We start from the raw sequence: 25,011 nt of genomic DNA, 5'->3' as shown, positions 1-25,011 counted from the left end.
GCAGCCTCCAGTCTAGTCTTTTTTAATTCCATTAGTAGTATTGCTGATTGTCTAGACTTCAACATTGATGTGGCGACCGCCACCTCCAAGCGGGAGAAGTGCGTGAAACTGACCGTCGGCAAAAATATGGCATTACTGGTGTTCGCCGCCCTGCTGGGCCTGTCGCTGCTGACCGCGCTGGAGCAATACCTGATGGAGAGGGTCTACGACGGCGCCAACTTCGGCAACGTCAACGCGGTGCCCAGCCTGAAGGTGCTGGGCGAATTGAGGCGCGGATTCCAGGATTGCAGCACGCAGGCGGGGCGGCTGGATTACGACGCCGACAAGGGCGAGCGGCAGAAGATAGAGAAGAAGATCCAGGCCGCCCGCGACGCGGTCAGCAATTCGATCCGCCTGTACGAGACCGACGGTTGCGCCGGCGGCAATTGCTTCGCCGACGATATCGACAAATCGTGGCTGGAAAAGGAAAAGCCGGTCTGGCAGCGTTATCAGGCCAGCCTGGATCTGGTGTTGCGGGCCGGAGCCGGCGGCGGCCAGGGCGCGGTCCGCGCGCATCAGTTGCTGCTGGAGCTGGATCCGATCTCCGACCAGATGCTGGAGTTGATAGACAAGCACATCGATTACAATATCGTCATCGCCAAGAAGTTTTCCGACGAGGCCGTCGTCACCAAGCGTAACGCCATCGTGATGACGCTGGCCATCTGCGCGGTGATGCTGGCCGCCATCGCGCTGCTAGGCTACTGGACCAGCCGCTCGATACTGGGCCAGCTCGGCGGCGAGCCGTCCGAGGCGGCCGAGATCGCGGCGCGGCTGGCCGAGGGCGATCTCGGCAGCGAGATCCGCCTGCGCGATGGCGACGTGGCCAGCCTGATGGCCAGGCTGAAGAGCTTGATCGAGTCGCTGGAGCAGCTGGCCAGCCGTGCCTACGCGATCGGCCAGGGAGACCTCAGCGAGGAGGTCAAGCTGGCCTCGTCCAGGGACAGGCTCGGCATCGCGATCAACGAGATGATACGGATGCTGCGTGCTGCCCGCGCCGAGGATGAACGGCGCAACTGGCTGAAGGACGGCTACAGCCAGATCTCGGCCGCGCTGACCGGCGATCTGGCCACCGAGCAGCTCGCCGATGCCGCCATCGGCCTGATCGGCCGTTATCTGGACGCCGGCCGCGGCGTGTTCTACCTGTACCGCGAGGCCGAACAGCGGCTGGACCTGATCGGCAGTTATATGTACACCGAGCGCAACAATCTGGGTTCCAGCTTCCGGCTCGGCGAGGGGGCGGTCGGGCAGGTGGCGCGCGAGCGCAAGCCCATCATTCTGGAGGTCGGCGGCGGTGGCGACGAGGCCGCGCCCATCGTCACCGGCACCATGCTGGCCTTGCCGCGCTACACCTACACCTATCCGCTGCTGCACGAGAAGGAGCTGGTCGGCGTGATCGAGCTGTCCGGCTTCGAGCATTTCGACGAGCGCAAGCTGGAATTCCTGGCCAATGTCGGCGGCATGCTGGCGTCCTTCCTCTTCGTCGCCGAGCAGCGCGTGCACATCCGCAATCTGCTGGCAGCCAGCGAGGAGGCCGAGCGCGAGATGCGGGTGCAGAGCGAGCAGCTGCGCGAAAGCAATGCGAGGATGGAGGAGCAGCAGCAACAGCTGCAGCAGCAGTCCGAGGAGCTGCAGCAAAGCAATGCCCAGATGGAGGAGGTGCAGCAGCAGCTGCGGCAGCAGACCGAGGAACTGCAGCAGACCAATGCGCAGATGGAAGAGTCGCAACAGCAGCTGGAGCAGCAGAACCAGGAGCTGGAGGCGGCCCGCCAGCAACAGGAGGCCAAGGCGCGCGAGCTCGATCAGGCCAGCCGCTACAAGTCCGAATTCCTCGCCAATATGTCGCACGAGCTGCGCACGCCGCTGAACTCCATCATCCTGCTGTCCAAGATGATGGTGAACAACGAGGACGGCACGGTGGACGGCGAGGCGCTGAAGTGGGCGCAGGTGATACACCGTTCCGGCGAGGACCTGCTGCGGCTGATCAACGACGTGTTGGACCTGTCCAAGGTCGAGGCCGGCAGGATGGATGTGCATCTGGCCCCCCTGGGCAGTGCCGACCTGTGCGCCGAGCTGAAAGGCATGTTCGAGCACCTGGCGCGCGACAAGGGCCTGGACTTCGTCATCGACGACCAGCTGCGGCGGGACTTCGTATCCGATCCCGACAAGCTGTCGCAAATCCTGCGCAATCTGCTGACCAATGCGATCAAGTTCACCCGCAACGGCGGCATCACCTTCAGCCTCGCCCATCATCCGGACGCGCCGCTGCCGATACGGCTCAGCGTGCGCGACAGCGGCATCGGCATTCCGGAGGAGAAGAAGAGCGTGATCTTCGAGGCCTTCCAGCAGGCCGACGGCTCCACCTCGCGCGAGTTCGGCGGCACCGGCCTGGGCCTGACCATCAGCCTGCGCTTCGCCCAGATGCTGGGCGGCACGATAGAGTTGCAGAGCGTGCCGGGCGAAGGCAGCGAGTTCATTGTCTGGCTGCCGGACAGCGGCGGAGCGGCGTCGGGCGGGCGGGTCGAGGCGCCGCTCGCCCGGCTGTCGCCGGCCGACGACGACCGCGACGGACTGCGGCCGGGCGACCGGGTGGTGCTGCTGATAGACGACGACCCGGTGTTCGGCCACATGCTGGTGGCGATGAACCGGCGCCTAGGCTACAAGACGCTGTTGGCAGGCAGCGGCGGCGAGGGGCTGGCGCTGGCCGACAAGCATCATCCGGCCGGCATCCTGCTGGACCTGGGACTGCCCGACATGGACGGCACCCAGGTGCTGCACGAGATCAAGACCCGGCCGGGCCTGGCGACCATCCCGGTCTACATCGTGTCGGGGCGCGATCGTGACGAGGCGCTGCTGCAGCAGGGTGCGATAGGCTTCTTGCGCAAGCCGGCCAGCGATCAGCTGCTGGCGGCGGCCGAGGCCGAACTGGTGCGCGCCGTAGGCGGCCAGGCCGGCGGCGTCCTGGTGGTTGAGCGGGGCGGCATCGCCCGCGACGAGGTGGCGGCGCTGCTCGGCCCGGACTGCGGCGAGGTCGTCGCCGCCGGACCGGAGGCCGAGTGGGCGGCGTTGCTGCGGCAGCGCCGCTGCCGGCTGGCCATCGTCGATCTGGGCGAGGCGGACGTAGCCGCCAGTCTGGCCGTCGCCGCCGCGCTGCGCGAGGCCGATCCGGCGATATCGCTGGTGTTCTACGCCAGCAGCACGCCGGGCGACGACGACGAGGCGGCCTTGCGGGCCTATTCCGACTGCGTCATCGTCAAGACGCCCCAGGCCGGGCAGCGGCTGCTGGAAAACGTCGAGCGCTTCCTGCGCGACGTGCCCAGGCAGCAGGCGGCGCTGAAGGCCCCGCCGGCCGGTGGCGGCAGCAAGCTGCTGGCTGACAAGCACATCCTGGTCGTCGACGACGACCCGCGCAATCTTTTCGTCGTGACTGCCGCGTTGGAGCGGCACGGCGCGAAGCTGTCCAGCGCCGTCAACGGCCGGCGCGCGCTGGAGTTCCTGCGGCAGCAGCGAGTGGACCTGGTGCTGATGGACATCATGATGCCGGAGATGGACGGCTACCAGGCGATAGAGGAAATCCGCGCCAATCCGGACTGGGCCGGCATGCCGGTGGTGGCGGTCACCGCCAAGGCGCTGCCGGCCGAGCGCGAGAAGATACTGGCCGTCGGCGCCGACGACTACCTGTCCAAACCGGTGGACTACGACGTGCTGGTGGCCAAGGCGGCGCAGTGGTGCGCCGGGCGCAGCCTATGAGCGTCACCGTGCAGAGCCGCGGCAGCCAGTGCCGGGTGGCGGTGTTGGGCCGGCTGGAGTCGGCCGACGACAAGGACGCGCTGCTGGCGCTGTTGGACGCCGACGCCGGCCAGCCGCTGGAGTTGAGCTTCTACGACGCCGATGTGCTGGGGCCGGAGCTGCTGTCGGCCATCGCCGCCCGGCTGGACGCCGGCGGCAAGCTGAAGATAAATGCCTACCACGCGCTGCTGGCGCACAGCCTGATGCGGCTGAACCTGCCGGTCAGACAGGTCTCGGCCCCGCGCGCGCAGCAGCCGGCGCGGCCGGCGCCGCGCGCGCTGGCGCTGGCCGGCTCGGCACAGAGCCTGGAGCGCATCCTGCACATCGTCGAGCGGCTGCCGTTGTCGGAGATGGCGGTGTTTGTCGCCCAACATGTGCAGGAAAACCAGGTCAATCTGCTGGATCAGTTGCTGAAGTCGCGCACCGACTACGGCGTCGAGATGCCGCAGCACATGACGCCGGTGCGGCCGGGGACGATCTACGTCGCGCCGCCTGGCCATCACATGCGGGTCGGCCACGGCCACGTCTACCTGACCCGCGACCGCCAGATCCAGTTCGCCCGGCCGTCGATAGACGTGCTGTTCCAGTCGCTGGCCGGAGAATACGGCGACGGCGCGCTGGCGGTGCTGCTGTGCGGCTTCGGCCACGACGGCGTCGACGGCTGCGCCGCGCTGCGCGCCGCCGGCTCGCGGGTCATCGTCGAGGACGGCGACGAATGCGCGCCGGCGCGCGTGATGCCCGACGCCGCGCGCAACGCGCGCCACTACGATTTCATCATGAAGCTGCCGGCGATCGCCAGCACCGTTGCCGCGGCGGCGGCCGGCGCCGACGCCAAGCCCGACGGGGAGCTGCTGGAGCTGTTCCTGGAGGCGCTGTCCTGCCATTACGGCTACGATTTCCGCCATTACCAGCGCGACAGTCTGAAGCGGCGCATCCACAATCTGATGAACCAGTTCGGCCTGCGCGATTTCGCAGATTTCCAGCGCGCGGTGCTGACCGACGTCGCGCTGTTCGAACGGCTCAGCGCCGAGCTGCCGGTCGGGGTGACCAGCTTCTTCCGCCATCCGGCGCAGCTGCGTCTGCTGCGCGACGAGATCTTGCCGTATCTGGCCAGCTTTCCGCTGATCAAACTGTGGTCGGCCGGCTGTTCGTCCGGGGAGGAGGCCTATTCGCTGGCCATCGTGCTGGACGAGCTGGGCCTGCTGGACCGCAGCCATCTGTTCGCCACCGATCTGAATCCCTACCTGCTGGCGCTGGGCGCCAGCGGGCTGTACCCGGCCGGGGCGCTGGCGTCCAACCGCGAAAACTACCTGGCCAGCGGCGGGCCCAGGCTGTTCGACGCCCATCTGGCCGGAGGCGGCCGCTTCCTGCGCCTGGCCGACCATCTGCGCCAACGCATCCTGTTCTATCGCCATTCGCTGACCGACGAGGGCATTTTCAACGAATTCCAGCTGATCGTCTGCCGCAATGTGCTGATCTATTTCGACGCCGAACTGCAGCGCGAGGTGCTGCGCCGCTTCGCGCGCTCGCTGCACGCCGACGGCTTCTTGGTACTGGGGCCGCAGGACGGCCTGCACCGGCAGGCGCTGGACGCCGGCTTCCTGCCATATCAGAGCGGCAGCCATATCTACCGCGTCGGACGGAGCGCGAACCGATGAACCGCAAATTCGTCATCCTGGTCGTGGACGACAATCCCAATAACCGCGTCACGCTGCGCGCGCTGCTCGGCCGGCTGCGCGACTGCGAGGTGCTGGAGGCGGCTTCCGGCGAGGACGCGCTGCTGGCCACGCTGGAGCGTGAGGTCAATCTGATCCTGCTGGACGTGCAGATGCCGGGCATGGACGGCTTCGAGACCGCCGGCCACCTGCAGATGACCGAGCGCACCCGCGGCATTCCCATCGTTTTCGTCACCGCCATCTTCAAGGCCGACGAATTCATCGGCCGCGGCTACGGCCTGGGCGCCGTCGACTATCTGATGAAGCCGCTGGACGACAATCTGCTGCTGAACCGGGTGCGGCTGTACCAGAAGCTGCACGACCGCGAGACGGCGCTGGAGGCGCGAAGCCGGGCGCTGGAGGAGGCCAACGACAAACTGGCGGAGGCGCGCGACGCCGCCGAGGCCGCCAACCGGGCCAAGAGCGAATTCCTGGCGGTGATGAGCCACGAGATACGCACGCCGCTGAACGGCGTGATAGGCATGACCGATCTGCTGCTGAAGACCCGGCTGGACGAGCAGCAGCGCCATTACGTCAATATCGTCCACCGCTCCGGCGACAATCTCTTGGCCATCATCAGCGACATCCTCGACTTCTCCAAGATAGAGGCCGGCAAGTTCGAGCTGGACCGCCAGCCGTTCAGCCTGAACCTGCTGGTCGAGGAGATCGTCGAGCGGCTGGCGCCGGTCGCCTGCGGCAAGGGACTGGAACTGATGTGCGAGCTGCCGCTGGAACCGGTGGAGGTGGTGGGCGACAGCAAGCGGCTGGGCCAGGTGCTGACCAATCTGATAGGCAATGCCGTCAAGTTCACCGAGCGCGGCCAGGTGGTCGCGCGGGTCGAGCGGCTGGCCGCGCGCGACGGCCTGCTGGAGTGCGGCTTCAGTGTCCGCGATACCGGCATAGGCATTCCGCCGGAACAGCAGCGGCGGCTGTTCCAGCCGTTCACCCAGGCCGACAGTTCCACCACCCGCCGTTTTGGCGGCACCGGGCTGGGACTGGTGATCTCGCAGCGCCTGGTGACGATGATGGGCGGTCTGATCGAGCTGGAAAGCGAAGAGGGCGCGGGCGCGGAGTTCCGCTTCCGGCTGGCGCTGCCGCCCTGCGGCCAGAGCGCGCCCGAGCAGGTGGCCGAGCGGCTGAACCGGCTCAATGTGCTGGTCGTCGACGACAACGCCACCAATCTGGAAATCCTCGAGCGGCAGCTGTCGTCCTGGCGCTGCCGCGTGCGCACCTTCCAGAACCCGGCCGAGGCCTTGAGGCTGCTGGCGGACGGCGGCGAGTGTTTCGACCTGGTGCTGTCCGACATGATGATGCCGGAGATGGACGGTCGGATGTTTCTGGCCGGCGTGCGCGAGCGGCTGGGAGAGGCGGCGCCGCCGGCCATCATACTCAGCTCGGCCGCCGACGACCTCCTGCAGCTGGACGGCGCGGCGCGGCTGGCGCGCCAGGTACTGACCAAGCCCGTGCGCCGCTCCGACCTGTACAACGCCTTGTTGCAGGCGGCGGCGCCGACCGCCGCGCCGGCAGGCGGCGACGCCGCGCGCAATCTGCCGCCGCAGACGCTCAGCGGCCATGTGCTGCTGATCGAGGACAATCTGGTCAACCAGGAACTGGCGTTGGCGATGCTGCGCAATATCGGCTGCCAGGCCATGCTGGCCGGCAACGGCGAGGAGGCGCTGCAGCGCTGCGCCGAGCAGCGCTTCGACCTGGCGCTGATGGACTGCGAAATGCCGGTGCTGGACGGTTGGCAGACCACGGCGGCGATCCGCGAGCGCGAGGCGCGGGACGGCGGACATCTGACCATCGTCGCGCTGACCGCCAACGCCGGCCCGGGCGACCGCGAGCGTTGCCTGCAGGCCGGCATGGACGACTACCTGCCCAAGCCGTTCACGCAGAAGTCGCTGCTGGCGGTGCTGGCGCGCTGGCTGGTGCCGGGACGGGAGGTCGTGTCAGTCGGGGATGGCGAGGCCGAGCCGGCCCAGGAGGAGAGCTGGATCAGTCCGCAGGCCCTGGCCACGATACGCGACATCGACGCCGGCCTGCTGTCCAGGATGCTGGCGGCCTGGCTGGACGAAAGCCCGCGGTTGCTGGCCGATATCCATCAGGCGCTGAAAGCCGGCGACGGCAAGGCGCTGTTCCGTTCCGCCCACGCGCTGAAGAACAGCGCCGGCAGCATAGGGGCGCAGCCGTTGTCCTCGTTGTGCCAGATGCTGGAAGCCCTGGGCAAGGAGCAGCGGCTGGACGAGGCGGCCGGCCTGGCCGAACAGCTGGACCACGTGTTCTACCAGTCGATGACGGCGCTGAAGGCGCTGCCGGAGCTGGCAGCCTGAGCGAGCCGCCTACGACGGCGCGTGCGAGCGTATCAGCCGGAACAGCAGCTGCGGGCAGAAGCGGCGCAGATACACGGCCATCCGCTCCTTCGGGCCGCTGACCACTGCTTCCGGCTTGCGCGCGGCGACGGCCCGCAGAATCTGGCGGGCGCATTCCGTCGGCGACATCGCGTGCTGCAGCTCGGCGTCGACCTTGCCGTAGCGCCCGCCGTTGCCGGTATAGGCCTTGCTGGAGATTTCGGTGGCGATGTAGCCGGGACAGATCGTCGTGACGAAGATGCCGTCGCCGAAGACCTCGGCGCGCAGGCTGTCGAAATAGCCGATCAGCGCGTGCTTGGCGGCGCAATAGCTGGAGCGCAGCGGCGTGCCTATCTTGCCGGCGACGCTGCTGACCACCACCAGATGGCCCTCTTTGCGCGCCAGCATCGCCGGCAGCACCGCCCGCGTCAGCTCGACCGCGCCGAAATAGTTGATCTCCATCAGCGCGCGGTCCACCGCGTCGCTGGTGTCGCGCGCCAGGGAGCGCTGGCTGACGCCGGCGCAGTGGATCAGGATGTCGATCGGACCGTGGTTCTGCAGCGCCGACTGGGCGGCGTGGCGTACCTGTTCGGGATCGGTCAGATCCAGCGGCAGGACTTCCGCGCTGGCGGCGTCGGCCAGGCATTCGCCCTGTACCTTGCGCAGTTCGTCCTCGCGGCGCGCGCTGAGCAACAGGTGGGCGCCCTGCGACGCCAGTTCGCGGGCCAGGCCGGCGCCTATGCCGGACGAGGCGCCGGTGATCCAGACTCTCTTGCCTTGAAAGCTCATTGTGCTGACTCCCCGCTGATGGTCCGGAGCCGGCCGGCGGCATGTCGGCGCGGTCCGGCATATCCGGAATGCATGCCAGACTTTATAGCACCGGAGCGGGGCGAGGGGAACGGCTTGCCGGGCGCGGCTGGCCGAAGGGTCGGCGCGGCGTGGACGTCCGGCGAGACCGGCCACGGCTATCGGTCTTGCTTAGGTGAAATGCCGTTGTGCTAGCATGGCTACTATTGGGCAAGCTTCGGCAACGCAAAAATGGCAGCGCATCGTCAAACTTGTTGCAGTGGGAACCGGTGTCGATTGATTTTTAATAAAAACAGAGATGATTTTTTAGCTTTAAAGGTGGGGACTTTTCTTGAAGGGCGATTCTGTCTAATTTGGATGTTTTGATCATTTATTAATGAATGAGTTTATGAAAAACTTTCTTTCGCTTGTCTCGGTATTTCTCTTAGCTTCCGGCGTTGCATTGGCGAAGCCTGCTTCTCATTCTCCATCAACATCCTCGGAACCTCAGTCAGTCGAGTCGATCTCTCAGGATATTTCCAAATTAAAGTCGGTGGTTGCGGAGCAGTCATCTCGCCTTGAGCGTCAGCAAGCGTCGATCGATCTGTTGGCAAAGAATAGTGGGGGCGGTAATACGCTGTGGGCTGCGTTTGCTGTTGTCATTGCGGCTTTTTTGGGAGGAGTCTTTGCGATAAGGAACCAAAATAAGCAAGCCGAGCAGGAAAGGCTCCTAAAGGCGGTAGAGCTGATAATGAATAGCAACTCAGCGCACCAGGCTGATATCCGAAGAGGCAATTTGGCGAGTTTCTTGGATGACGCTACCAACGCGCATCTCGAAAATATTAAAAATGAATTCTCGGGGTCGGAATTCACTGATCTGCATCTTGCATTGGCACAGGCGATGTCGGAAAAGGTGGCAACGCCAAGAGAGGTTCTCGACATCTGGCAGCGAGTGTTGAAGGGTAAGAAATTCTTTGATCACGTGGAATACCCTTAAGCACGCTGGTGGAGCAAATTAAAAGGCGGTGCCGTCGAGATTGCTTCGGTAACGCCGCCCTTGCTGATTTTCAGCACGATAGGCCCCGCGCGCCGGGGCTTTGTGCCGCCTAGCGTTTCCCTGCCGCCTCTTCGCGCCGGCGCTTGGCCTCTTCCAGCAAATAGACCTGGTAGTCGTCCAGATCGCCGTCGAAGTCGTTGACGCCGCCGCGCGACACCATCCAGAATTCGTCGCATACCGCGCGCAGCAGGGCCCGGTCGTGGCTGACCAGCATCACCGAGCCTTCGAACTCGTTCAGCGCCACGCCCAGCGCCTCGCGGGTGGCCAGGTCCAGGTGGTTGGTCGGCTCGTCCAGCAGCAAGAGATTGGGGCGCAGCCAGACGATCATGCACAGCACCAGCCGCGCCTTCTCGCCGCCGCTCATGCTGCCGACGGCCTGCTTGACCATGTCCCCGCTGAAATTGAAGGTGCCGAGGAAGTTGCGCAGGCCCTGCTCGCGGCAGTCGTTGGCCGGCGGGCGCAGCTGCGCCGGCGTTTCGCGCGCCAGCCTGAGCATGTGCTGCAGCGGATCGTCCTCCGGCCGCAGCACGTCCAGCTCCTGCTGCGAGAAGTAGCCGATGTTCAATCCCTTGCCGCGGATGATCTCGCCGCCGGCGGCCGTCAGCGCCTCGGCCACCGTTTTCACCAGCGTGGACTTGCCCTGGCCGTTCGCGCCGAGGATGCCGATGCGCTGGCCGGCCAGCACCGAGCGGTTCACGCCTTTGACGATCACGGTGGGCGGCGTGCCCGCCGGCGCGCCTTCCGGCGCCGGATAGCCGAAGGCGGCCTGCGACATCGTCAGCATCGGGTTGGGCAGGCTGCCCGGCTCCTTGAATGCGAACTGGAAGTCGGCGTCGGCCAGCACCGGCGCGATCTTCTCCATCCGCTCCAGCGCCTTGACGCGGCTTTGCGCCTGCTTGGCCTTGCTGGCCTTCGCCTTGAAGCGGTCGATGAATTTCTGCAGGTGGGCCATCTTTTCCTGCTGCTTGGCCAGGATGGCCTGCTGCAGAACCATCTGCTCGGCGCGCATGTCCTCGAACTTGCTGTAGTTGCCGCCGTAGCGCACCAGCTTGCCGTGGTCGATGTGCAGCGTGACATTGGTCACCGCGTCGAGGAATTCGCGGTCGTGGCTGATCACCACCATGGTGCCGGCGTACTGTTTGAGCCAGGCTTCCAGCCAGACCAGCGCGTCCAGGTCCAGGTGGTTGGTCGGTTCGTCCAGCAGCAAGAGATCGGACGGGCACATCAGCGCGCGCGCCAGTTGCAAACGCATCCGCCAGCCGCCGGAGAAGCTGTTCACCGGCTTCTGCAGCTCGGCCACGCTGAAGCCCAGGCCCAGAATCAGCGCCTGCGCCCGCGCCGGGGCGTCGTGCTCGCCGGCGTCGTTCAACGCGGTATAAGCGTGGGCCATCCGCATATAGTCTTCGCCGGCCTCGGCTTCGGCCACCTCGCGCCGCGCCGCCAGCAAGGCGGTATCGCCTTCCACGACGAAGTCGGTGGCGGTCTGCGACGTCTCCGGCATGTCCTGCGCCACCTGGGCCATCCGCCATTGGGCGGGAATGGAGAAATCGCCGCCGTCTTCGTGCAGGCTGCCGTTCAGCACGGCGAACAGCGAGGACTTGCCGGCGCCGTTGCGTCCGACCAGGCCGACTTTTTCGCCGGGGTTGATGCTGACCGTTGCGCCGTCCAGCAAGACTTTGGTGCCGCGACGCAAGGCCACGTTTTTCAGAATGATCATCGGGAATGGCCGTGTTGCTAAATTGGGGGAGGGGGCGGGCGCTGCGACCCGGCGCATGAAAACGGGGCCATCGTTTTTGACGATGGCCCCGCCGGATGGAGCGACGGTCCCTGTCCGGCAGGGGCCGGCCCCGATGTCGGAACCGCTAACAAAAACCTGATGCCGCGTTGCGCCGACCGGCCGTACCGCTTGTACTGTCTGCGTCGGCGCGTCTTGCCTCAGGCATGAAACAGAATGTTGTTAGCCGTTCTTATTCCGGCACGTTCAGCGCGTTGACGCTGTAGCCGGCGTCGACGTAGGTGATCTCGCCGGTGATGCCGGACGACAGGTCGGACAGCAGGAAGGCGGCGGCGTTGCCCACTTCCTCGGTGGTGACGTTGCGGCGCAGACAGGCCTGGCTGGACGCCATGTTCAGCAGCTTGGAGAAGCCGGAGATGCCGGAGGCGGCCAGCGTCTTGATCGGGCCGGCGGAGATGCCGTTGACGCGCACGCCTTCCTTGCCCAGGCTGGCGGCCATGAAGCGCACCGAGGCCTCCAGGCTGGCCTTGGCCAGGCCCATCACGTTGTAGTTCGGGATCGCGCGCACCGCGCCCAGGTAGGACAGCGTCAACAGCGCGGCCTTGCGGCCCTGCATCATCGGACGCGCGGCCTTGGCCAGCGCCGGGAAACTGTACGACGACACGTCGTGGGCGATCTGGAACGCTTCGCGGCTCAGCGCGTCGAGGAAGTCGCCCTCCAGCGCCTCGCGCGGGGCGAAGCCGATCGAGTGCACCAGGCCGTCCAGACCGTCCCATTCCTTGGCGAGGTCTACGAACAGCTGGTCGATCTCGGCGTCGCTCTGCACGTCGCAGCGGAATACCAGCTTGGAGCCGAAGTCGGCCGCCATTTCGCGGACGCGATCCTCCAGCTTGTCCACCACGTAGGTGAAGGCCAGCTCGGCGCCTTCGCGGTGGCAGGCCTGAGCGATGCCGTAGGCGATGGAGCGGTTGGAGATCATGCCGGTGATCAGGATTTTCTTGCCTTGCAGAAAGCCCATGTGGTGTCCTTCTCATGTAAACAGCCGGTCATTATACCGAATGCCGGGATTTTCAGCAGTCGTCGCTGGCCGGAGGGGGGCGGCGTCGCGCCGGTTGCCGCTGCGGCTGGCGCTTGCTACCATCGGGAATTAGGCAAGCATCCATTTATTTGACGAGGAAGCCATGAGCGATCTGATCCGCCACGTAACCGACGATTCTTTCGAAAACGACGTACTCCGCGCCGATGTGCCGGTGCTGGTCGACTACTGGGCCGAATGGTGCGGCCCGTGCAAGATGATCGCCCCGATCCTGGACGAAGTGGCCAAGGAATACCAGGGCCGCCTGCAAGTGGCCAAGCTGAACATCGACCAGAACGAGCAGACTCCGCCGAAGTTCGGCATCCGCGGCATCCCGACGCTGATGCTGTTCAAGGACGGCCAGGTCGCCGCCACCAAGGTCGGCGCGCTGTCGAAGAGCCAGCTGACCGCCTTCATTGACAGCCAACTGTAAAGCGTCTATTCTCCACGCACAATCTTCCAAGGCGGGTGGCATAAAATAGCCGCCCGCTTCATTTACGCTTCCACACCCCCGACGGCGTTCCGCCCGAATACTACCGAGTCGACCTCACGACCGCTATGCACTTATCTGACCTCAAACATCTTCATGTTTCCGAACTCGTGGAAATGGCGATTTCCAACGAGATCGAAGGCGCCAACCGGCTGCGCAAGCAGGATCTGATCTTCGCGCTTCTGAAAAACCAGGCCAAGAAGGGCGAGAGCATCTTCGGCGAGGGTACGCTGGAAGTGCTGCCGGACGGCTTCGGCTTCCTGCGCAGCCCGGACACCTCCTACCTGGCCGGCCCGGACGACATCTACGTCAGTCCGTCGCAGATCCGCCGCTTCAACCTGCACACCGGCGATTCGATCGAGGGCGAGATCCGCACGCCGAAGGACGGCGAGCGTTACTTCGCCCTGGTGAAGGTGGACAAGGTCAACGGCGAGGCGCCGGAGAATTCCAAGCACAAGATTCTGTTCGAGAACCTGACGCCGCTGTTCCCGACCGAGCAGTTCAAGCTGGAACGCGAGATCCGCGCCGAGGAAAACATCACCGGCCGCATCATCGACCTGATCGCGCCTATCGGCAAGGGCCAGCGCGCGCTGCTGGTGGCGCCGCCCAAGTCCGGCAAGACGGTGATGCTGCAGCATATCGCCCACGCGATCACCGCCAACCACCCGGAGGCGGTGCTGATCGTGCTGCTGATCGACGAGCGTCCGGAAGAAGTGACCGAAATGCAACGCTCGGTGCGCGGCGAAGTGGTGTCGTCGACCTTCGACGAGCCGGCCACCCGCCACGTGCAGGTCGCCGAGATGGTGATCGAGAAGGCCAAGCGCCTGGTCGAACACAAGAAGGACGTCGTGATCCTGCTGGACTCGATCACCCGTCTGGCGCGCGCCTACAACACCGTGGTGCCGGCTTCCGGCAAGGTGTTGACCGGCGGCGTCGACGCCAACGCGCTGCAACGCCCGAAGCGCTTCTTCGGCGCCGCGCGCAATGTGGAAGAGGGCGGCAGCCTGACCATCGTCGCCACCGCGCTGATCGATACCGGCAGCCGCATGGACGACGTGATCTACGAAGAATTCAAGGGTACCGGCAACTGCGAAATCCACCTGGATCGCCGCATGGCCGAGAAGCGCATCTTCCCGGCGCTGAACATCAACCGCTCCGGCACCCGCCGCGAGGAGCTCCTGGTGCCGCAGGACCAGCTGCAGCGCATCTGGGTGCTGCGCAAGCTGCTGTACCCGATGGACGACCTGGAGGCGATGGAATTCCTGCAGGACAAGATCAAGGCCACCAAGTCGAATCAGGCCTTCTTCGATTCGATGCGCCGTTGAGTTCGCGCGCCGCCAAACGATGCCAGACCATGCCGGTCTGGCATTTTTTTTGGTACATTGGATACATGGCTTGCACGCGCACCCGCTCTGCCTGCGGGGCAAAATCAAGGATAACGATATGTGGGCTATGGAGGCTGACGAGGCTGCCGAGCGGATCGCCCGGCGGCTGGAGGGCTATGACTTCACGGGCAGGATCGCCGATCTGCCGTACCGGCCGGTGGCGCCCGGCCTGAAGCCGGCGGCGGTGCTGGTGCCGCTGGTATGGCATCCGGACGGCGCCACCGTCCTGTTCACCCGCCGCACCGACCACCTGTCCAGCCATCCGGGCCAGGTCAGTTTTCCCGGCGGCAAGGTGGAGGCCGGCGACGGTTCGGCCGAGGCGGCGGCGCTGCGCGAGGCGCGCGAGGAGACCGGCCTGGCCGAGTCCTCGGTGCAGGTGCTGGGCCGGCTGCCCGACTACGTGACGGTGACCGGCTATGTGGTGGCGCCGGTGGTCGGGCTGCTGCGTCCGCCGCTGGCGTTGGCGCCGGAGCCGGGCGAGGTGGCCGAGGTGTTCGAGGTGCCGCTGCCCTTGCTGCTGGATCAGGCCGCCTACAGCCGCCACGACTATGTGCGCGGCGGGACGGCCGGCCAGTACCTGGCGCTGGAGTGGCGCAGGCACACGATATGGGGCGCGACCGCGGCGATGCTGTGGATGCTGGCCGACGCGCTGGCCTAGCTGCCGGTCAGGGACGGAATTGTCGCCCGCCGGATCCGGCTCAGGGCGTGTCCTGGTCGAACAGTATGATGTTGCGGCCGGCTTGCTTGGCCTCGTACAGCAGGCGGTCGGCGCGCGCGGCCATCAGCGGCGGCGTGTCGCCGGGGCGCCAGTCGGTGACGCCCCCGCTGAAGGTGATGCGCTGTTCGACGAAGGGGAAGGTGGTGTGGGTCAGCGCCATCTGCATCCGGAGCATCACCTTGTGCGCGTCGCGCAGCCGGGTGTACGGGAAGATCACCATGAACTCCTCGCCACCGATGCGGGCGTTGATGTCGGTGTTGCGCGTGGTGTCGCGCAGCGCGTTGGCCACGGCCACCAGCACGTCGTCGCCGGCCTGGTGGCCGTACTGGTCGTTGAATTTCTTGAAGTGGTCGATATCGAAGACGGCGATCGCCATCGTCTGGCCGTAGCGCTCGCAGCGGCTGATCTCGTCCTTCAGCGCCATGTCGGCGTGGCGACGGTTGTACAGCCGGGTCAGCGGGTCGGTCACCGCCATCTCGGCCAATTGCAGATTGCTCTGGTGCAGCTGCTGCTCCAGCAGCTTGCGGCCGGAGATGTCGTACAGCGCGATCAGCGACGACGGATGGCTGTCGCTGCTGAGCCGCTGCACCGACGCGATGGCCCACAGCCGGCTGCGGTCTTCCAGTTCCAGTTCCACCTCGCGCTGCAGCACGTCCTCTTCCTCCAGCAGCCATTGCTCGACCGGCTGAAGTTTCAGCGGCAGGTTCAATTCGTGGCTGGTATTGTCGCCGACGGCTCTCGGCGGCAGCCGCAGCAGCTCGCGCGCCGGCGCATTGGCGTGCCGGATGCGGCGGGTCCGCGGATTGACCAGCAGCAGCGCCAGCGGCGCGATGTCGAGGATCAGCCTCGCCTGCTCCTCGCTCTCGCGTATCCGCTCGCTGCCGCGCAGCAGCAGCTGGTGCTGATTCAGATTGGACAGGTGCTTGCGCAGCGCCAGCAGTGTCAGCGCGGCGACGAAGAGCCAGCCGGGCAGCGCCAGCCAGGCCTTGTCCCAGACGTAGCGGGTGAAGTCCTGGCGAGAAATGCCGACGGCAACCTGGAACGGATAGTTGCCGGTCTGGCGCACGCTGTACAGCCGTATCGTGCCGTCGAAGCTGGAGGCGGCGCTGAACAGCATCTGGCTGGCGTCGCGCGACAGCATCACGTGCGGCTGCAGCGGGCGGTAGCTTTGCGGGTCGCGCCCGACCACCTGCGGCCAGCGGGCCACGGTCAGCTGGCGCTGGTCCAGCACCAGGATTTCGCCGTGTTCGCCGACCGTCAGCCGGCTGACTTCGTCCTGGAAGAAATTGTGGTTGATCAGGCCGGTCGCCATGCCGATCAGGTTGCCGTCGTGGTCGTACAGCTTGTTGGCGAGCACGATGCCGCCCTCGGTCGGGCTGTGGCTGACGGTGGTGTAGCTGCCCTCCTGCGGCTCCACGCGGTGCAGCCAGCGGCAGAACTCGTTGTGGCGCGCGCGCGGCGCGCCCTTGTGGTCGCTGCTGAAGATGGTCTGGCAGGCGGTGTCGACGATTTCGATCTGGCTCAGGTACGGCGCCAGCTGCAGCTGCTGCTGCAGTTTCTGCTCCAGGTTCTGCTGCGCCTCCGGCGGCAGGCCGCCGCTGCGCAGCAGCTTCTGCACTTCCGGTATCTGGTTGCTGCTTTGCAGGATCAGCCCCGCCTCGTGTATGCCGGCGCTGAGGCGCTCCGCCAGCAGCTGGCTCAGGCCGCTGGCCTGATGGCCGGCCTCGTTCTCCACCTGCCGGTAGCTGACCGCCAGATCCAGCAGCACCAGCGCGATGGTGACGAGCAGGAACAGCGCGGCCCCCCATTTGGCATGGCGGGCCGAACGTGTGCCGAGTCTGCGGTGCGTCATTTCCATATCGTGCGAAGAACTATGCCTGGCTGATGAAGGGCGTCACTTCAGTATGACAGCTTAAAGCCCGTTTAAAGTCTTTTTTCATCCTGGCATCAGGTCCGCCGGAGCGGCTGCGATGCTGGTAACGATCGTCAGCAGGCTCTTACAGCGAGAAGCGCATCGACAGATCCAGCGCGCGCACGTCCTTGGTCAGCTTGCCGATCGAGATGCGGTCGACGCCGGTGGCGGCGATCGCGCGCACGCTGTCCAGGTCTATGCCGCCGGACGCTTCCAGCTGGGCGCGGCCGGCGGCCAGCTGCACCGCGGCGCGCATCTGCTCGGTCGTCATATTGTCCAGCAGCACCAGCGCGGCGCCGTGGTCCAGCGCCTCTTCCAGTTGTTGCAGCGTTTCCACTTCCACCTGCAGCATGACGCCGGACGGCAGGTCGCGGCGGGCCTCGGCCAGCGCGGCGGCGATGCCGCCGGCGGCCATGATGTGGTTTTCCTTGATCAGGATGCCGTCGAACAGGCCGATGCGCTGGTTGTCGCCGCCGCCGACGGTGACGGCGTACTTCTGCGCCAGCCTGAGGCCGGGAATGGTCTTGCGGGTGTCCAGGATGCGGGCGCGGTGGCCGGCGACGGCGTCGACGTAGCGGCGGGTCTCGCTGGCGACGCCGGACAAGAGCTGCAGGAAGTTCAGCGCGCTGCGCTCTGCGGTCAGCAACGCGCGGGCCGGGCCGGCGATGCGGCACAGCTCGCCGCCGGCGGCCGCCCGCTCGCCCTCGGCGACCAGCCATTCGACCCGGCTGCGGCCGTCGACCTGACGGAAGCATTCGTCGAACCAGGCCTGGCCGCAGATCACGGCGTCCTCGCGCGCGATCACGCGCGCGGCGCCTGGCTTGTCGGCGGGAATCAGCCGCGCGGTCCAGTCGCATTGGCCTATGTCTTCGGCCAGGGCCTGGCCGACTTGCTGGGCGATCAGGTGAAACGGGGGCAGGGCGGGCATACGGGTCTCCATCCAAAAGCGTATTGTAAACGGGGAGCGGCCAAAATGGCGCGTTTCGGCGCGCGGCTCTGGTATGCTGTAGGCCGTTCGACAGCAATCTCAATGTCATGGATTTGTCGGCTTCGATATTCGGCGGCAGCCTGCCGTGGTTCGCCAACGCCGCGGCGCTGGCCGTGCTGGCCTTTGCTGCCCGCAAGGTGGCCTGGCGCCGGCTGGACGCCTCGGCGCTGAACGCCTGGATGGGCGCCTGCGTGCTGGACGCGGCGATGTGGCTGCTGCGCGGCGGCCTGCAGCCCGGCCTGTCCTTCCATCTGCTGGGCGCGGCGCTGTTCACGCTGCTGATGGGGCCGTGGCTGGCGTTGCTGGCGCTGGCCGCAGTGCAGGCGGCGCTGGCCGCCGGCGGCCACGGCGACTGGACGGGCCTGGGGTTGAACTGGCTGCTGACAGCGCTGCCGGCGGTGGCCCTGACAGGCGGCGGCCTGGTCCTGGCGCGCCGCTGGCTGCCGCCGCATTTCTTCGTCTACATCTTCGTCAACGGCTTCCTGGCCGGCGGCGCCAGCCTGTTCGCCGCAGCGCTGTGCGGCCTGCTGGCGCTGGGCCTGGCCGGCGCCTATCCGTGGGACGCCTTGCTGGACGAGGCGCTGCCGTATTATTTTCTGCTGTCGTGGTCGGAGGCCTTCACCACCGGCCTGCTGCTGGCGGTGCTGGTGGTCTACCGGCCGCATTGGGTGGCCACGTTCGATGATGGCCGTTATCTCGGCGACAGGCCGGGCAAGGGGTAGGGAGGAGTCGTGATGCCGTTCGTATTGTGGAGTCTGTTGCTGGCGGCGGTGCTGCCGCTGATCTGGGCCGGCGTATCCAAGGCCGGTACGCGTTACGACAACGGGCGTCCGCGGGAATGGGCCGGCCGGCTGGCCGGCTACCGCCAGCGCGCCAACTGGGCGCAGCAGAACGCCTGGGAGGCGTTGCCGACATGGACGGCGGCGGTGGCGGCGGCCTGGCTGATGAAGGTACCGGAGGCGGCGATGAACGCCGCCGCCGCGGTCTTCGTGCTGGCCCGCGTCGCGCACGGCCTGCTGTATGTGGCCGACAAGGCCTCGCTGCGTTCGCTGGCCTGGCTGGTCGGCATGCTGGCGGCGCTCTACCTGTTCCTGCGCGCCGGCGGCGTCATCGGCCTATAGCCAGCCCTGGGCGTCGAGCGCGGCGCGGACCTGGGCCAGGCCGACGGTGTGGAAGGCCTGCCAGCCGCGCTCGCGCGCGGCGCTCACGCATTCGATATTGTCGTCGAAGAAGGCGATACGCTCGCCGGCCAGTCCCAACGCCCGCTCGACGTGGGCGTAGATGGCGGCGTCCGGCTTGCGCAGCTGCAGCCTGTGGGAGGCGAAGGCGTGGCCGAAGTGCTGCAGCAGGCCGAACTCCCTTTCTATCTTGTCCCAGTGCAGCGCGTTGTTGTTGCTGAGCGCGGCCAGCGGAAAACGGGCCGACAGCGCGGCCAGCAGCTCGGCGGCGCCGGGGTAGGGGCCGGCCAGCCAGTCCGACAGCTGCTGCCGCATCTGTTGCGGCGTGATGTCCAGCCGCAGCGCGTCCACCATCGTCGCCGAGAATTCCAGCGGCGTGCATTGGCCGAGATCCAGCCGCTCCACCGCCGGATTCTCCATCCAGAAGCGCCGCGCGTCCTCGCGCTGCAGCGCGCCGCCGGACAGCCGCATCAGCGGGTCTATGCCGTTCCAGTCCACCAGCACGCCGCCCAGATCGAATACCAAAACGCTTGGTTTGCCGCTCATTGCTTCCCCTTGTTGCGCGAGTCGGCGGCGGGCGCCGCCGACGATGATGACAGCTTCTAGAGCGTCCGGCGCGGCGTCGGTTCCCGCCGGGCGCGTTTACAGCACCAGCGGTTCCGGCTCCAGCTCGACGCCGAAGCGCTCCCGCACCGTCCGCTGCACCAGGAGCGCCAGCGCGCGCATCTGCTCGCCGCTGGCCCGGCCGTGATTGACCAGCACCAGCGCCTGCCTGTCATGCACGCCGGCGTCGCCGTCGCGGTAGCCCTTCAGCCCGCATTGGTCTATCAGCCAGCCGGCGGCCAGCTTGACCCGGCCGTCGGCGGCCGGGTAGTGCGGCAGCGCCGGGTGGCGCGCCAGCAGCGAGGCGGCCTGCGAGGCGTCGACGACCGGGTTCTTGAAGAAGCTGCCGGCGTTGCCCAGCCGGGCCGGATCCGGCAGCTTGCTCCGGCGGATGGCGATCACCGCGCGGGCGACGTCCAGCGGCGTCGGCTCGGCGATGCCGAAGGCCTGCAGCTGGCCGGCGATGTCGCCGTAGCCGGTGCGCAGCTCGGCGCGGCGCGACAGCCGGAAGCGGACGGCGGTGACCAGCAGCCGTCCGGCCGCCTCGTGCTTGAACACGCTGTCGCGGTAGCCGAAGCGGCAGTCGGCGTTGGACAGGGTCAGCGCTTCGCCGTCCCGGTCCAGCTGCGCGCAGACGACTTCCTGCAGGCGGTCCTTGATCTCGACGCCGTAGGCGCCGATGTTCTGCACCGGGCCGGCGCCGACGGTGCCGGGGATCAGGCTGAGGTTTTCCAGGCCGAACCAGCCTTGGGCCAGCGCGTGCTGGACGAAATCGTGCCAGTTCTCGCCGGCGGCGGCCTCGACGACGACGTCGTCGCCGTCCTCGTCCAGCAGGCGGATGCCGCGCAGCGCGACCTTGACCACCAGGCCCGGATAGTCGCGGGTCAGCAGCAGATTGCTGCCGCCGCCCAGCCACAGCACCGGGCCCTGGCGGTACAGCGGGTGCGCGAGCAGCGCCGGCAACTGGTCCAGATCGGACAGTTCGCAGAAATGGGCGGCGCGCACGGCCATGCCGAAGGTGTTGTGGGGGCGCAGATCGGCGTTGGCGCGGAGCGACAGGCTCATGGCTGGATTCCTTGGCATCGGCTCAGCCGCTTGCGGCTGGCGCGGGCCAGATAATGGGTCAGAAGCAGGGCGGCCACCGTCAGGCTGATCACCAGCGCGGTCCAGAAGCCGTATACGCCCATCCGCGGCACGATGTAATCGCTCAGGCCCAGCAGTATGCCCAGGCCCAGGCCGACGACCCAGAACGAGGTGATGTGGATCAGCATCGGCACGGCGGTCAGCTTGTAGCCGCGCAATGCGCCGGAGGCTATCGTCTGGGCGGCGTCGGTCAGCTGGTAGACGGCGGCGAACAGCAACAGCGTGGTGCCGGTGGCGATCACGCGCGGATCGGCGCTGTACATGTGCATGATGGGGCCGCGCAGCAGCAGCACCAGCAGCATCGCGGCGCCGGCCATCGTCAGGCCCATCAGCAGGCCGACGCCGGAGATGAAGCGCGCGGCCCGGTAGTCGCCGGCGCCGGCGTGGTGGCCGACCCGCACCGACAGCGCGGTGGCCACGCTCTGCGGCAGCATGTAGATGATGCTGGAGAAGTTCAGCACCGACTGGTGGGTGGCGACGACGACGGTGCCCAGCTCGGCGATCAGCAGCGCGATGAAGGAGAACAGGCTGACTTCGACGAAGAAGGACAGGCCTATCGGCGCGCCCAGCCGCAGGAAGGCGGCGAAGCGGCGCCAGTCGGGGCGGGCGAGGCAGGACAGGATGCGCGCGTCGGCGAACTTCTTCTGCCAGCTGACATAGGCCAGCAAGGCCAGGCAGTTGAACCAGAACACGATGCCGGTGGCCCAGCCGCAGCCGGCGCCGCCCATCTTCGGCAGGCCGAACAGGCCGTGGATCAGCATGTAGTTCAGCGGGATGTTCAGCGCCAGCGCCAGCAGGCTGACCACCATGATGGCCTTCGGATGGCCGAGGCTGGACGCGTAGGCGTGCAGCGCGCGGTGCGTCATCGCCGCCGGCATGCCCAGCGCCGCGCCGGTGATGAACAGCATGGTCTTGTCGACGACGGCCGGCGGCAATTGCAGCCAGTGGCGCAGCGCCGGCTCCAGCGCCAGCATCGCGGCGGCACCCAGCGAGCCCAGCAGCAGGCCGAACCACAGGCCCTGGGCGGCGTCGCGGCCGAAGGCGCGCCGGTCGCCGGAGCCCAGGTGGTGGGACAGTATCGGGTTCAGCGCGGCGACGACGCCCATCAGCGTCACATAGACGGTGATGAAGACGCTGGCGCCCAGCGAGACCGCCGCCAGGTCGTCGGTGCCGACGCGGCCGGCCATCACGGTGTCGACGAAGCCGGTGGCGACCTGGGCGATCTGGGCCACCATCATCGGCAGCGCCAGGCGGGCGATCTGACGCGTTTCTGCCAGGATGTCGGCGCGCGAGGCGCGATTGAGTTCAAACAGCATGCGGCGGTGCGGATTCGGGGCGGAAAGTGCCGATTATAGCCGCCCCGGGCACCTATTGTCTGCGTGCCGACTGCTTGGATGGCCGGGCGGGGACGGCGATGGGGCGGGGCAGCGCCACCCACTCTTCGGAGGCGGGCGAGTCCGCCAGCTCCACGCTATCGCTGGCGATATACACTTTGGAGACTTTGCCGTCGAACAAGGCCGGCTGTCGGAGCACCGAGCGGACTTCGGAGTAGGTGATGGGCTCGTAGCTGTTCCGGAAACGGCGTTGCTGCGCCTGCCAGGGTTTCTGCCGTATCGATTCGATATCCATTTTTCCCGCGTCGGGGGCGTTCCAGGCAATGGCGATTTCCGCGCCTTGAGCGGCGAAGAATGCCAGGCCCAGTTTGCTGGTGTTGCGGAAGAAGTGCTTGATGAACAGTTCCGACAAATCCAGCAGGTCCTGGAAGTCCAGCGTGTGCTTGCCCAGCGCGGCGACGACGCTCTCGGCGTCCTTGCAGCCGCAGCCATGGATCAGGTACAGCAGGGTATTGACCGTGGTTTCGGTGCGGCAGCCGCCGCTGGTGTTTTTCAGCACGAAGCGGGTGGCGACGGCGGCGCGCTCTTCTCGCGGCACGTCGGCCAGCAGTTTGCCGAGGCGGACGAACGGGTCCAGCCGCTGGTGGTGCGCGCCCAGATAGGCCGCCCAGGCCTGGATGATGGGCGGAGTCGGTTTCGGCGCGCGTTTCGCCAGTTTCCCGGCAGCGGCGGCGCTGATGTGGCGGCTGAACTCTTGGATCAGCTTGTAGGGCGCGATGCTGTGCGTGGCGTCGCTGCGGCTGTAATGGACGATGCCCAGTTGCCGGTTGTAGTTGGCGATGGTGGCGACGTTCTGCATGTCCAGCTCGCCGCGGACGAAACGGGACAGTTGCATCTGGGCATCGCTCAGGCCATACAGGGCCACCGCTTGGTTCCGCCGCGTCGGCGAAGCGTTGACCTCGCCGTCGCCGACCTGGAACAGCAGCGATTGAAAGCGGGCCTGCGGCGGGACCGGCCGCAGGACGGCTTGCGGGTGGTCCGGCATGGCCACGCAGCGATTGGACGCGCGGACGAGATGCTGGCCCAAGCCTATTTGCGGCGAAGTCCGGAGGGACGAGGCGGGAGAGGCGGTGGGCGCGGGGGTGGAAAACGAGGCTTTGGCGGCGATGGGCATGGACGAGGACTCGGGTAGCTTGATTGCTGCGATTCTCGTCCAGCCGCCGGGAGACGGCTTGCAGAATTCAACCGGCGAGGTTTTCGCGGCCGCCTGGTCGGACCGGGCCTCGGCATCGCCAAGGCCTGTGCCCGCCGCTTCGCATCGGGTCTCGGCGGCGGGTTTCGCTTGCCCCGCTATTGTCCGGCGGCCAGCGGATATCTTGAATAGGCTCTCAGAAACGCACCGGCGGATCGCGCCGCAGATCGCAGCTGATGATCAGCGCGTCGCCGAAGCGGGTGTTGATCGCCAGCGCGTCGGCCAGGCTGATGTCGCGCACCGTCAGCTGCTGCGGATGATGGTCGATGTCGTAGCCCTGGTCGCGGGCGAAGGCGGCGAGGTCGCGCAGCGAGCTGTCGTCGCTGCTGGACAGGGGGGTGGCGCTCAGGCTGCCACAGAGGGGGCGAGGTCTTCCCACGGCGTCAAAAATCGCAAAAGAAAAGTCGGTATAGCTGTCTTGCAGGCAGTCGTACATTGTCGTTCTCCCGGGTTCGGTCGCGCTGCGCGTGCCGAGCGGGAACGCCGGCGACGCTTTAGCAGTATTTTTCGGCGCCCTGCAAGTTGTCATTAACTCGGCGCCTGCGACGATCGGACCCTGGCCTGCGGGAGGACATGCCGGCCAGCAATGAAAAAACCCGCTGGCCAATTAAGCGCTAGCGGGTTTGTCCGTATACGCTTTAGCTGGCATTTATCAAGCGCCCGCAAGCTGTGTCAAATCGGCGCATGGGTGTTAGATTATGCCGCCGGCAGCGGGCTGTCAACCCTGGGCCTCGGCGTCGCGGGCCGGCTGTTCCGGCGCGTTTTCCATCAGTCGGTAGCCGACGCCGGTCTCGGTGACGATGTGGCGAGGCATGGCCGGATTGTCTTCCAGCTTCTGCCGCAGATGGCCCATATAGACCCGCAGGTACTGGTTGTGCTCGGAGAACGACGGCCCCCATACCGCCAGCAGCAGTTCGCGGTGGGTGATCACCTTGCCGGCGTTGCGGATCAGCGTCGCCAGCAGCCGGTATTCGATAGGCGTCAGGTGCACCGGGGTCTCGCCCTTGCGCACCAGCCGGTTGACCAGGTCGATCCGGATGTCGCCGAACTGGAAGTTCTGCTGGGCCGCGGCGCTGCCGTGGATGCGGCGGCGCAGCAGCACGCGGATGCGGGCCAGGCATTCGGCGACGCCGAAGGGCTTGGTCAGGTAGTCGTCGGCGCCGGCGTCCAGCGCCGCGACCTTCTCGGTCTCCTGGGTGCGGGCCGACAGCACCAGGATCGGGATGTCGCTCCACTCGCGCAAGGACTTGATCACGTCTATGCCGTTCATATCGGGCAGGCCGAGGTCCAGTATCACCAGGTCGGGCTTGCGGGTGGCCGCCTCGATCTGGCCCTGCTTGCCGGTCTCGGCCTCGTAGACGGTCAGATTCTCCTCTTCCAGCGCCGCCGACAGGAAGCGGCGTATCGGTTTCTCGTCTTCGATGATCACTACGGAAATGGGGGCGTCGTTCATGTCTTGTCGCTCTT

20 protein-coding genes are annotated in these 25,011 nt (G+C 66.7%); 9 read left to right on the top strand and 11 right to left on the bottom strand.

Features of this window, described 5'->3' with window-relative positions; translation table 11 throughout:
* The first annotated feature begins 102 nt into the window (after positions 1-102).
* From WNM05_RS16855 to WNM05_RS16845, 3 genes are read left to right on the top strand one after another with little or no spacing between them, the layout of a single operon-like run.
* The gene (locus WNM05_RS16855) at positions 103-3,786 is read left to right on the top strand and encodes a response regulator (protein WP_434628993.1); all 3,684 of its coding nucleotides are present in this window, start codon (positions 103-105) and stop codon (positions 3,784-3,786) included.
* Positions 3,783-5,483, top strand: coding sequence for a chemotaxis protein CheB (locus WNM05_RS16850; protein ID WP_434628991.1), 1,701 nt, complete (start codon positions 3,783-3,785; stop codon positions 5,481-5,483). The genes WNM05_RS16855 and WNM05_RS16850 overlap by 4 nt, the downstream gene beginning before the upstream one ends.
* Positions 5,480-7,870, top strand: coding sequence for a response regulator (locus tag WNM05_RS16845; RefSeq protein WP_434628990.1), 2,391 nt, complete (start codon positions 5,480-5,482; stop codon positions 7,868-7,870). The genes WNM05_RS16850 and WNM05_RS16845 overlap by 4 nt, the downstream gene beginning before the upstream one ends.
* Before the next feature lie 9 nt (positions 7,871-7,879).
* Here the strand turns inward: WNM05_RS16845 and WNM05_RS16840 are convergent, their stop codons facing one another.
* Positions 7,880-8,677 carry an SDR family oxidoreductase gene (locus tag WNM05_RS16840; protein ID WP_434628988.1) on the bottom strand — a complete coding sequence of 266 codons (798 nt, stop codon included), beginning with the start codon at positions 8,675-8,677 and terminating at the stop codon, positions 7,880-7,882.
* Between the two features lie 406 nt (positions 8,678-9,083).
* Between WNM05_RS16840 and WNM05_RS16835 the strand changes: the two genes are divergently transcribed.
* Positions 9,084-9,671: a hypothetical protein gene (locus WNM05_RS16835; RefSeq protein WP_434628986.1), complete on the top strand. Its 588-nt coding sequence runs from the start codon at positions 9,084-9,086 to the stop codon at positions 9,669-9,671.
* A gap of 109 nt (positions 9,672-9,780) precedes the next feature.
* Here WNM05_RS16835 and WNM05_RS16830 read toward each other — a convergent pair whose 3' ends face one another.
* On the bottom strand, positions 9,781-11,448 hold the full coding sequence (locus WNM05_RS16830; RefSeq protein ID WP_434628984.1) for an ABC-F family ATP-binding cassette domain-containing protein: 1,668 nt from the start codon (positions 11,446-11,448) through the stop codon (positions 9,781-9,783).
* 250 nt (positions 11,449-11,698) lie between these two features.
* Complete coding sequence (gene fabI / locus WNM05_RS16825; protein WP_101709086.1) at positions 11,699-12,484, bottom strand: enoyl-ACP reductase FabI; 786 nt, start codon at positions 12,482-12,484, stop codon at positions 11,699-11,701.
* A 163-nt stretch (positions 12,485-12,647) separates the two neighbouring features.
* Between fabI and trxA the strand changes: the two genes are divergently transcribed.
* The 3 genes from trxA (at position 12,648) to WNM05_RS16810 (ending at position 15,074) form a co-directional block, all read left to right on the top strand.
* Entirely contained in the window at positions 12,648-12,974 is a 327-nt protein-coding gene (trxA, locus tag WNM05_RS16820; RefSeq protein ID WP_434628981.1) for a thioredoxin TrxA, read from the top strand.
* Between the two features lie 125 nt (positions 12,975-13,099).
* On the top strand, positions 13,100-14,356 hold the full coding sequence (gene rho / locus WNM05_RS16815) for a transcription termination factor Rho (RefSeq protein WP_434628979.1): 1,257 nt from the start codon (positions 13,100-13,102) through the stop codon (positions 14,354-14,356).
* A 118-nt stretch (positions 14,357-14,474) separates the two neighbouring features.
* Positions 14,475-15,074, top strand: a complete 600-nt coding sequence (locus tag WNM05_RS16810) for a CoA pyrophosphatase (protein WP_434628977.1) — start codon at positions 14,475-14,477, stop codon at positions 15,072-15,074.
* A gap of 40 nt (positions 15,075-15,114) precedes the next feature.
* Here the strand turns inward: WNM05_RS16810 and WNM05_RS16805 are convergent, their stop codons facing one another.
* Positions 15,115-16,986, bottom strand: a complete 1,872-nt coding sequence (locus WNM05_RS16805) for a sensor domain-containing diguanylate cyclase (protein ID WP_434628975.1) — start codon at positions 16,984-16,986, stop codon at positions 15,115-15,117.
* Positions 16,987-17,131: 145 nt separating this feature from the next.
* Positions 17,132-17,974 (bottom strand): carboxylating nicotinate-nucleotide diphosphorylase, encoded by an 843-nt coding sequence (gene nadC / locus WNM05_RS16800; RefSeq protein ID WP_434628973.1) that lies wholly within the window; start codon positions 17,972-17,974, stop codon positions 17,132-17,134.
* Between the two features lie 107 nt (positions 17,975-18,081).
* Between nadC and WNM05_RS16795 the strand changes: the two genes are divergently transcribed.
* Entirely contained in the window at positions 18,082-18,756 is a 675-nt protein-coding gene (locus WNM05_RS16795; RefSeq protein WP_434628971.1) for an energy-coupling factor ABC transporter permease, read from the top strand.
* Positions 18,757-18,768: 12 nt separating this feature from the next.
* Entirely contained in the window at positions 18,769-19,155 is a 387-nt protein-coding gene (locus WNM05_RS16790) for an MAPEG family protein (RefSeq protein ID WP_434628969.1), read from the top strand.
* Here WNM05_RS16790 and WNM05_RS16785 read toward each other — a convergent pair.
* From WNM05_RS16785 to kdpE, 6 genes are all read right to left on the bottom strand, one after another.
* Complete coding sequence (locus WNM05_RS16785) at positions 19,150-19,758, bottom strand: HAD-IA family hydrolase (protein ID WP_434628967.1); 609 nt, start codon at positions 19,756-19,758, stop codon at positions 19,150-19,152. The genes WNM05_RS16790 and WNM05_RS16785 overlap by 6 nt on opposite strands.
* Positions 19,759-19,854: 96 nt before the next feature.
* The gene (gene murB, locus WNM05_RS16780; protein WP_434628965.1) at positions 19,855-20,880 is read right to left on the bottom strand and encodes a UDP-N-acetylmuramate dehydrogenase; all 1,026 of its coding nucleotides are present in this window, start codon (positions 20,878-20,880) and stop codon (positions 19,855-19,857) included.
* Entirely contained in the window at positions 20,877-22,274 is a 1,398-nt protein-coding gene (locus tag WNM05_RS16775) for an MATE family efflux transporter (RefSeq protein ID WP_434628964.1), read from the bottom strand. The genes murB and WNM05_RS16775 overlap by 4 nt, the downstream gene beginning before the upstream one ends.
* Before the next feature lie 52 nt (positions 22,275-22,326).
* Complete coding sequence (locus WNM05_RS16770) at positions 22,327-23,379, bottom strand: hypothetical protein (protein WP_434628962.1); 1,053 nt, start codon at positions 23,377-23,379, stop codon at positions 22,327-22,329.
* Positions 23,380-23,680: 301 nt separating this feature from the next.
* Positions 23,681-23,923, bottom strand: a complete 243-nt coding sequence (locus WNM05_RS16765) for a hypothetical protein (protein ID WP_434628960.1) — start codon at positions 23,921-23,923, stop codon at positions 23,681-23,683.
* A gap of 339 nt (positions 23,924-24,262) precedes the next feature.
* A complete protein-coding gene (gene kdpE / locus WNM05_RS16760) occupies positions 24,263-24,997 on the bottom strand; it encodes a two-component system response regulator KdpE (protein WP_434628958.1) in 735 nt (244 codons plus the stop codon).
* Positions 24,998-25,011: the final 14 nt, after the last annotated feature.

Source organism: Chromobacterium sp. CV08 (assembly GCF_051129845.1).
In the GTDB taxonomy this organism is placed as follows: domain Bacteria; phylum Pseudomonadota; class Gammaproteobacteria; order Burkholderiales; family Chromobacteriaceae; genus Chromobacterium.
Note: the sequence above shows the minus strand (reverse complement) of the source record. Positions and strands in the feature narration are given on the sequence as shown.

What these genes read in the sequence shown, in the direction of transcription:
- WNM05_RS16850 (WP_434628991.1), top strand. Translation starts at nt 3,783, where the DNA reads ATGAGCGTCACCGTGCAGAGCCGCGGCAGCCAGTGCCGGGTGGCGGTG.
- WNM05_RS16845 (WP_434628990.1), top strand. Translation starts at nt 5,480, where the DNA reads ATGAACCGCAAATTCGTCATCCTGGTCGTGGACGACAATCCCAATAAC.
- WNM05_RS16840 (WP_434628988.1), bottom strand. Translation starts at nt 8,677, where the DNA reads ATGAGCTTTCAAGGCAAGAGAGTCTGGATCACCGGCGCCTCGTCCGGC.
- WNM05_RS16835 (WP_434628986.1), top strand. Translation starts at nt 9,084, where the DNA reads ATGAAAAACTTTCTTTCGCTTGTCTCGGTATTTCTCTTAGCTTCCGGC.
- WNM05_RS16830 (WP_434628984.1), bottom strand. Translation starts at nt 11,448, where the DNA reads ATGATCATTCTGAAAAACGTGGCCTTGCGTCGCGGCACCAAAGTCTTG.
- fabI (WP_101709086.1), bottom strand. Translation starts at nt 12,484, where the DNA reads ATGGGCTTTCTGCAAGGCAAGAAAATCCTGATCACCGGCATGATCTCC.
- trxA (WP_434628981.1), top strand. Translation starts at nt 12,648, where the DNA reads ATGAGCGATCTGATCCGCCACGTAACCGACGATTCTTTCGAAAACGAC.
- rho (WP_434628979.1), top strand. Translation starts at nt 13,100, where the DNA reads ATGCACTTATCTGACCTCAAACATCTTCATGTTTCCGAACTCGTGGAA.
- WNM05_RS16810 (WP_434628977.1), top strand. Translation starts at nt 14,475, where the DNA reads ATGTGGGCTATGGAGGCTGACGAGGCTGCCGAGCGGATCGCCCGGCGG.
- WNM05_RS16805 (WP_434628975.1), bottom strand. Translation starts at nt 16,986, where the DNA reads ATGACGCACCGCAGACTCGGCACACGTTCGGCCCGCCATGCCAAATGG.
- nadC (WP_434628973.1), bottom strand. Translation starts at nt 17,974, where the DNA reads ATGCCCGCCCTGCCCCCGTTTCACCTGATCGCCCAGCAAGTCGGCCAG.
- WNM05_RS16795 (WP_434628971.1), top strand. Translation starts at nt 18,082, where the DNA reads ATGGATTTGTCGGCTTCGATATTCGGCGGCAGCCTGCCGTGGTTCGCC.
- WNM05_RS16790 (WP_434628969.1), top strand. Translation starts at nt 18,769, where the DNA reads ATGCCGTTCGTATTGTGGAGTCTGTTGCTGGCGGCGGTGCTGCCGCTG.
- WNM05_RS16785 (WP_434628967.1), bottom strand. Translation starts at nt 19,758, where the DNA reads ATGAGCGGCAAACCAAGCGTTTTGGTATTCGATCTGGGCGGCGTGCTG.
- murB (WP_434628965.1), bottom strand. Translation starts at nt 20,880, where the DNA reads ATGAGCCTGTCGCTCCGCGCCAACGCCGATCTGCGCCCCCACAACACC.
- WNM05_RS16775 (WP_434628964.1), bottom strand. Translation starts at nt 22,274, where the DNA reads ATGCTGTTTGAACTCAATCGCGCCTCGCGCGCCGACATCCTGGCAGAA.
- kdpE (WP_434628958.1), bottom strand. Translation starts at nt 24,997, where the DNA reads ATGAACGACGCCCCCATTTCCGTAGTGATCATCGAAGACGAGAAACCG.